The sequence below is a fragment of the Methylobacterium sp. B1 genome (genome assembly GCF_000333255.1).
In the GTDB taxonomy this organism is placed as follows: Bacteria; Pseudomonadota; Alphaproteobacteria; order Rhizobiales; family Beijerinckiaceae; genus Methylobacterium; species Methylobacterium fujisawaense.
On the sequence record NZ_BACT01000034.1, the window covers coordinates 1 to 5,964 of the forward strand.

General features: G+C 64.6%; 6 protein-coding genes. 4 read left to right on the top strand and 2 right to left on the bottom strand.

All coding sequences use genetic code 11. The annotated features are described in order from the left end of the window. Window positions 1-100: 100 nt before the first annotated feature. Together I53_RS00935 and I53_RS00940 are read right to left on the bottom strand one after the other, a co-directional pair. Window positions 101-328 carry a hypothetical protein gene (locus I53_RS00935; protein ID WP_020091174.1) on the bottom strand — a complete coding sequence of 76 codons (228 nt, stop codon included), beginning with the start codon at window positions 326-328 and terminating at the stop codon, window positions 101-103. Between the two features lie 447 nt (window positions 329-775). After that, a complete protein-coding gene (locus I53_RS00940) occupies window positions 776-2,203 on the bottom strand; it encodes a protein adenylyltransferase SelO (protein WP_043345700.1) in 1,428 nt (475 codons plus the stop codon). 1,043 nt (window positions 2,204-3,246) lie between these two features. Here I53_RS00940 and I53_RS32905 point away from each other — a divergent pair. The 4 genes from I53_RS32905 (at window position 3,247) to I53_RS34745 (ending at window position 5,915) form a co-directional block, all read left to right on the top strand. Further along, on the top strand, window positions 3,247-3,534 hold the full coding sequence (locus tag I53_RS32905; protein WP_148291044.1) for a hypothetical protein: 288 nt from the start codon (window positions 3,247-3,249) through the stop codon (window positions 3,532-3,534). 645 nt (window positions 3,535-4,179) lie between these two features. Continuing rightward, the gene (locus tag I53_RS00945) at window positions 4,180-5,073 is read left to right on the top strand and encodes a helix-turn-helix domain-containing protein (protein WP_306307417.1); all 894 of its coding nucleotides are present in this window, start codon (window positions 4,180-4,182) and stop codon (window positions 5,071-5,073) included. A gap of 130 nt (window positions 5,074-5,203) precedes the next feature. Continuing rightward, entirely contained in the window at window positions 5,204-5,644 is a 441-nt protein-coding gene (locus I53_RS34740; RefSeq protein WP_051044596.1) for a hypothetical protein, read from the top strand. Next, complete coding sequence (locus tag I53_RS34745) at window positions 5,631-5,915, top strand: hypothetical protein (protein ID WP_051044597.1); 285 nt, start codon at window positions 5,631-5,633, stop codon at window positions 5,913-5,915. The genes I53_RS34740 and I53_RS34745 overlap by 14 nt, the downstream gene beginning before the upstream one ends. The last annotated feature ends 49 nt before the right edge of the window (window positions 5,916-5,964 follow it).

The following is a 5,964-nucleotide window of genomic DNA, read 5'->3' on the forward strand; positions in this document are numbered from 1 at the left end:
GGGGCTGGCGGCAGGGTGTAGCTGCGCAGGAACAGCGCGCAGCCGGCAGGAACAGGAGCGGCAGGATCAGGGCTGTGGGCATCGACGGACTCCTCGCGCCTCAATCCCCCGCGTCGAAGCGCGTGCGATAGAACACCTCGCGGCCAGCACCATCGATCACCCGGACGGCCTCGGCCGGCTCCCCCGACCGCTGCGGCACCCGGGCGCGGGCGAACAGGCGCAGAGCCCGCTCCTGCGCGCTCTCCAGACTGCCGACCCGCACGGAGATCCGCGTCTGGATCTCGTCCGGTTCCGGTCCGAGGACTTCGATGTGGAAGGTCTCGCGCACGGTGATCCGTTTCATCGAGGGGCATGAAGACCGGATGTTGGAATCCGGCCGGCGGGCGCCATAGCATGTTCCGGTCCGGTTTCGGCTCGGATCGCCCGCATCGGCCCATCAACACCGTCGTCGCGTGCGCCGCGCAGCGACCCAGAGACGCGCCCCGCGCTCGATCGCGGCGCTGCCGGGGAGTTCCGCGCGCACCGACGGGCCGCGCGAGGTCGATCTTGGCCCGAAGTCCAGTTGCCCCGCGGCCGGGCGCGGCTCTAAGAGGGCCGCTCCGACCGAGGAGACATCACCGGAGAAACCCGTGGATCCGCTCAAGGCCGCCGCCGCGACGCTTCTCTGCCTCGCTCTGTTCTGGCTGGCCTTCCGGCTGACCCGGCGCCTGGTCGATCTCGCCATCGCGGGGGGCTACGCCGAGGAGCGCCGGCGGCTCGCCGAGGAAGAGGCCGCTCAGGCCGAGGCGGGCGCCGTTCCGCAGGCCTCGGCCATCCGGGCCACCCCGGCGAGCTTCGCCGCGAACAGGGACCAGTCATCCGCCGCGGCGATCGGCGCCCACAACGCCTCCACCTCGTCGATCAGGAGCGTGCAGGGCGCCTCCGCGAAGTAAGGATGGTGGAGCCGCGCGCCCGGTGCGGGCGCCAGCGGTTCCAGCGCGGCCCGCACGGCCGTGAAGGCCTCGGACCGGTACTGCGCGGCGGCCGGTCCCGCCTCCGCCCGCCCGGCGCTCGCGAGCCCCCCGTACCAGTCGAAGAAGAACCGCTCGAAGGGCGCCCGCGTCTCGGCGAGGAACCGCCAGACCGCCGAGACCAGCCGGTCGGTCTCCGGCTGCGGCGCCGCGGCGAGGCCGAGGCGGCGGAACAGGGCTTCGGCGAAGGCCGCCTGCAGGGCCGGGCCGAAGCCGGAAAGGGCGGCTTCGAGGCGCGCCTGGGGGGCCAGCGTCAGCAGGCAGTCGGCGAGCCGGGCGAGATTCCAGAACAGGGCCTCGGGCTGACGGCCGAAGCTGTAGAGCCCGGTCTCGTCGAAATAGGCCGCGGTGAAGTCCCGGTCGAAATGCGGCAGGAAGCGCCAGGGCCCGTAATCGAAACTTTCGCCGGTGACGTTGATGTTGTCGCTGTTGAGCACGCCATGGACGAAGCCGGCCGCCGCCCATTGCGCGCCCATCCGGGCGACGCGGAAAACCACATCCTCCAGGAAGGCGACGCCGCGATCCTCCAGGCCGGCCCGCCAGAGGTCCGGCCTATGGGTCTCGATCGTGTGGTCGAGGAGCCGGGCGACGTTGTCCGGTTCGCCAAGCGCCAGGACGCGCTGGAAGCTGCCGATCCGGATATGCCCGTGCGAGAGGCGCACCAGCACGGAGGAGCGGGCCGGCGAGGGCTCGTCGCCGCGCACGAGGTCCTCGCCGGTCTCGATCAGGCTGAAGCTCTTCGAGGTGTAGACGCCCTGTGCCTCCAGGAGCGCGGTGGCCAGCACCTCGCGCACGCCGCCCTTGAGGGTGAGCCGTCCATCGGCGCCGCGGGACCAGGGCGTGGTGCCGCTGCCCTTGGTGCCGAGGTCGAGCAGCCGCCCGTCCTCGAGGTCGTGGAGCTGCGCGAACAGGAAGCCGCGGCCGTCGCCGAGCTCCGGATTGTAGGAGCGGAACTGATGGCCGTGGTAGCGCAGGGCCAGGGGCGTCTCGAAGCTGCCGGGCAGCGGCTCGAACCGGCCGAAATGGGCGATCCACGCCGCCTCCGAAAGGCCGCCGAGGCCCACCCGCTCCGCCCAGGCCTGATTGCGGTAGCGCAGGATCGTCTGCGGGAAACGGGCCGGGGTGACCGGATCGAAGAAGGCGGGCCCGAGCTCGGCGTGGCGCCGGGAGGGCTTGAAGGCGGTGTCGTCCATGCGGCGCGTCTCTCGGGTCGGGCCGGGCGTGCCCCTCCCGTCACCAAGCCGGCGGAACGGGATCCGTTGCAGCATTCCGGTTCTTGCGCGCGGAACGAAGCAGGCCGGCGTCGCAGGCGGCTTCGGGCGTGGTGCTGCGGGCGTGCTTCGCTCTGCGCGCAGGGGGCGTCCGGCACCAGGGCTGCCGTCGGCGCCCGTGCGTGTGCGCGCGATCCGCCTGGCCGTGCGACTGTCTAAAAGGAGTGGTCTCGTGGCGGTCTGCTACCGCGCGGACGGTCGAGGACGCAGACATTCGAGCTGTGGCAGCGGGGGTCGACAGTCGTGCGCTCGGCACCAGAAGCGCATCGCGCTGGATTGGACATGCCCCTGCCCGATCGATCGTAAGCGAGACCGCTCTTCCGAGGTCTGACGAGCCGACACGATCCCCCGACAGCATGGGGGCCGGATTGAGGTGATCCAGCCTGCCTCTCTGGCACGCGTCGGAGGAGCCCTCGTTTTATGGACACGGTCCGGCGCCGATATGAGACGACGCGGTGGGTCGGTCTACAGAATGTCCGGGTCCTTCAAGCGCGAAACGGCCCGCGCAGGCGCCCCGCAGCGCCAGCGCTCCTTCAAGGCAGGTCAATCCCGGAAGGACCGCAATCGTTCGATGCGGCCTTGCGACGGGAGGAACGATTTAAGTCTTATCGGGAATCTCAATCTATTTTCGCATCCTGGCGATGCAGGATTTGATCAGACGTATCTATAAATATCATGCTCGGCGCGCCAATTAGGAGCAGATATATTTCATGGATGTGCGTCCAATACTGAAAGTACGAGACACCCCATCTCGCCGTCGAATCTCTAAAAGAGCTATTGTTTATCGAATGAAATAGATAAAAATTAATCATAGCCCGAGCGTGCGATCTGTCACTTCGAGTCGGCCAAAATCAATTTATGAGTTGATGCCATAGACGCTAGCAGATGGCGGGAATGCGGTGGGATGTAAGTTTTTGGAAGCCAGACGAGCCCTTCACCCTACGCCAGCTCGGCCAGATATTTTTATGTTCCTCTATCTTCAGCAGGACAATCGAAAATCCTGCGCGCGCCAAGGAGCTTGTTCAATGCGTATGATCAAAGGTTTTATAAGAATTTGGCTCGTCGTGTCCGCTGCTGCCGCTTCAGTACTGCTGGTGTATGTCGTGAACCAGTCCGCCCCGGCCTGGGTAACGGCTGTCCTGCTGTCCCCTTTGTTTTTGATACCGATAACGCAAACCGATGAATTGCTGGCGACCGTCATAAATTGGGTCAGGCGCGGATTTCACGGCAATCCTTCCGACAAACCGCATTGACCAAGTAAGAAATTTCCAAAACTTGTTGCGCATCGGGGTGGATAGAATTTGATTTTGCGACCGGGAATAAATTATTGCGGCCAACAGTATATTCTATGAAGCGTGCGGATTGCGAACGACGCCGGCAGGCGATGGCGGGATTCCGACAACCGCGTCCGGCCGCATTCGTCCTCGGGCTACCGACCACCTGCGCCTGTCACCGTCCCGGATGGGGCCTTCCGGCTTCCCATGGCCCCGGCCCTGCAGCAGCCTCTCAATCAGCCTGGTCAGTAATACTGGTCAGATCAGCGTCTATCGCACAATTAGATTGTATTTTCTGACATTTCACACCTAATGGAAATCAATTTTAGCGCTTAATAACAGTTTTTATTTTCTACAACTACTGAATGACCGCCTCACAACCTCAGCGATCATAGAGAAGGTATATTTGCCGATAACTCACTCTTAGATTTGTTTTTGGCTGAGATTTGTTAGATTTTGACATTACGCCATTTCCATATCATAAGCCACATTGCATCAGAGTTCGTCGAGAATTCATGCATTACAAGTGATGGTATATTTAAATATAGACAGAAATACATGCGGACACTATTTTCAACGGAGAAATTTCATCCTCGCGACAGATTTAGAAGCTGGCGCGATGCCATGTCTGACATGCGCGTGCCGGCCGAGCAGAAGCGCCTGACCGACGATCCATTCGATGCCAAGATAGAAGTTGCTACCGTCGGCTCGATCGAAGCGATACGCACCTCCCATGGCGCTTTACGCGCTGAGGCGACGCCCGACCTGGTCAGGAATCATGGCCAGGAGAATGCTGTCGGAATATTCTTCCGGCAGGCAGGAATTGCAAAGACCGGTCAATCCGACAGGACCTCGGTGCAACGGCCCGGCGATCTCATGGTGCTCGACTGTCGTCCGGCGGCGCAGGAATACAGCTCGGGCAGCCAGATGCTCACCCTCCACATACCCCGTGAGCGGCTCGAGTCTGTCCTCGGTCCAGCTCGGCTCTACAGCGGGCTGACCATCGGTGCAGACCTCGGCAGCACCGCCTTGGCGACAGGCTTCCTCACTGAGCTGATGCGTGTCAGTGATAGCCTCACGCCGGCCGTGGCAGACCGCATGTCGGCCATCGGCATCGACCTGATCGCGGCCAGCATCGCCGAGCGCTTGGCACAGGAGGTGTCTCGCCCCTTGCATGAAACAGTCACGGTTCAGCGCGCCAAGACCTATGTCGAGGCCAATCTGGGTGACCCTGACTTCGGACCTCCGGAACTCGCCGCGGCTGTCGGCGTCTCGCTGCGCCGGCTACAGGAGATGTTTCATGAGCGTGGCAGGCACGTGTCCGACTACATCTGGGAGCGCCGTCTTCTGAGGGCCGGGCATCAGCTGAGCAAGATCGAGCATGGCCATCTGCAGATCGGCGCAGTCGCGTATAGCTGCGGCTTCTCCAGCCAGGCCCACTTCTCCCGCCGCTTCAAAGCGCATCACGGCATGACGCCGAGCGAGTTCCGGCAGGCTGCTCTTGAGGTGGCCCGGTAAGGGCCCTCATCCGTTGACGATCCGCTCCTGGGCTGCGCTGCGTGCCGTGGCCGAACGCTTCGAGCCGCCCAGTCCCGATGAAGGCTTCGACGCCGTGCGCATCGTGCGCCCCTGAGAGCGCGGGCGATCCTTGGCCAAGCTCTGGATCCTGTCCGACCGGCACCTCAAGGCGGTGCTGTATCCGGATCAGTTCCGGTCCGAGCCGCCCGCCTTCGACATGCTGGTCGCGGCCGGCGATATGTGGAAGGCCGACCCCCGGCAGACGTTCAGGGTCCTGCACCGCCTCGCCAACGACGAGCCCGTCGTGTTCGTGCTGGGCAACCACGAGCACGGGCACGACATCGTGCCCGCGGATCTCGCCCGCGCTCAGATCCTGGCCGGATGCCGGTTCGTCGGCACCACCCTGCGGAGCGATTGTCGGTTGGCCGGACAGCTCGATCCCGACACGCCGACTGGCGAGCCGATCGATGTCGCCCATGACGGCGGCCATCACCTTCTCACGGTCCGGGACGCCGCGGCCCTGCAACCGTCACGCCCGCGCCGAGCTGGCCACGCTCATGGACGAGGGTGATGGGGCGCTGCCGCTCATCGGGGTCACCCACCACGCCCCGCATCCGGACTGCATCGCTCCCGCTTGGCGCGGCACCTGGAACGCAGGGAGCTTAACCTTGGACCTGTCCGCCCTGACCGATACCGGCCGCGCGGCTCTGTGGATGCACGGCCATGTCCACCACAGCCTCGACCTGGTTCGGCCCGGCGGAGCCCGGATCCTGTGCAACCCGGCCGGTCCCCGCTTCGCCAATCCCGCCTTCGACGCGGCTCGGGCGATCACGATCGGCTGATCTCACACGGGCTCAAGCCGAGGGGGCGTCGCGTGTCAGCTCTGGACGA

Excerpts from the sequence above, each read along its gene's own strand:
- I53_RS00940 (WP_043345700.1), bottom strand. The coding sequence starts at position 2,203 with ATGGACGACACCGCCTTCAAGCCCTCCCGGCGCCACGCCGAGCTCGGG.
- I53_RS32905 (WP_148291044.1), top strand. The coding sequence starts at position 3,247 with ATGTTCCTCTATCTTCAGCAGGACAATCGAAAATCCTGCGCGCGCCAA.
- I53_RS00945 (WP_306307417.1), top strand. The coding sequence starts at position 4,180 with ATGTCTGACATGCGCGTGCCGGCCGAGCAGAAGCGCCTGACCGACGAT.
- I53_RS34745 (WP_051044597.1), top strand. The coding sequence starts at position 5,631 with ATGGACGAGGGTGATGGGGCGCTGCCGCTCATCGGGGTCACCCACCAC.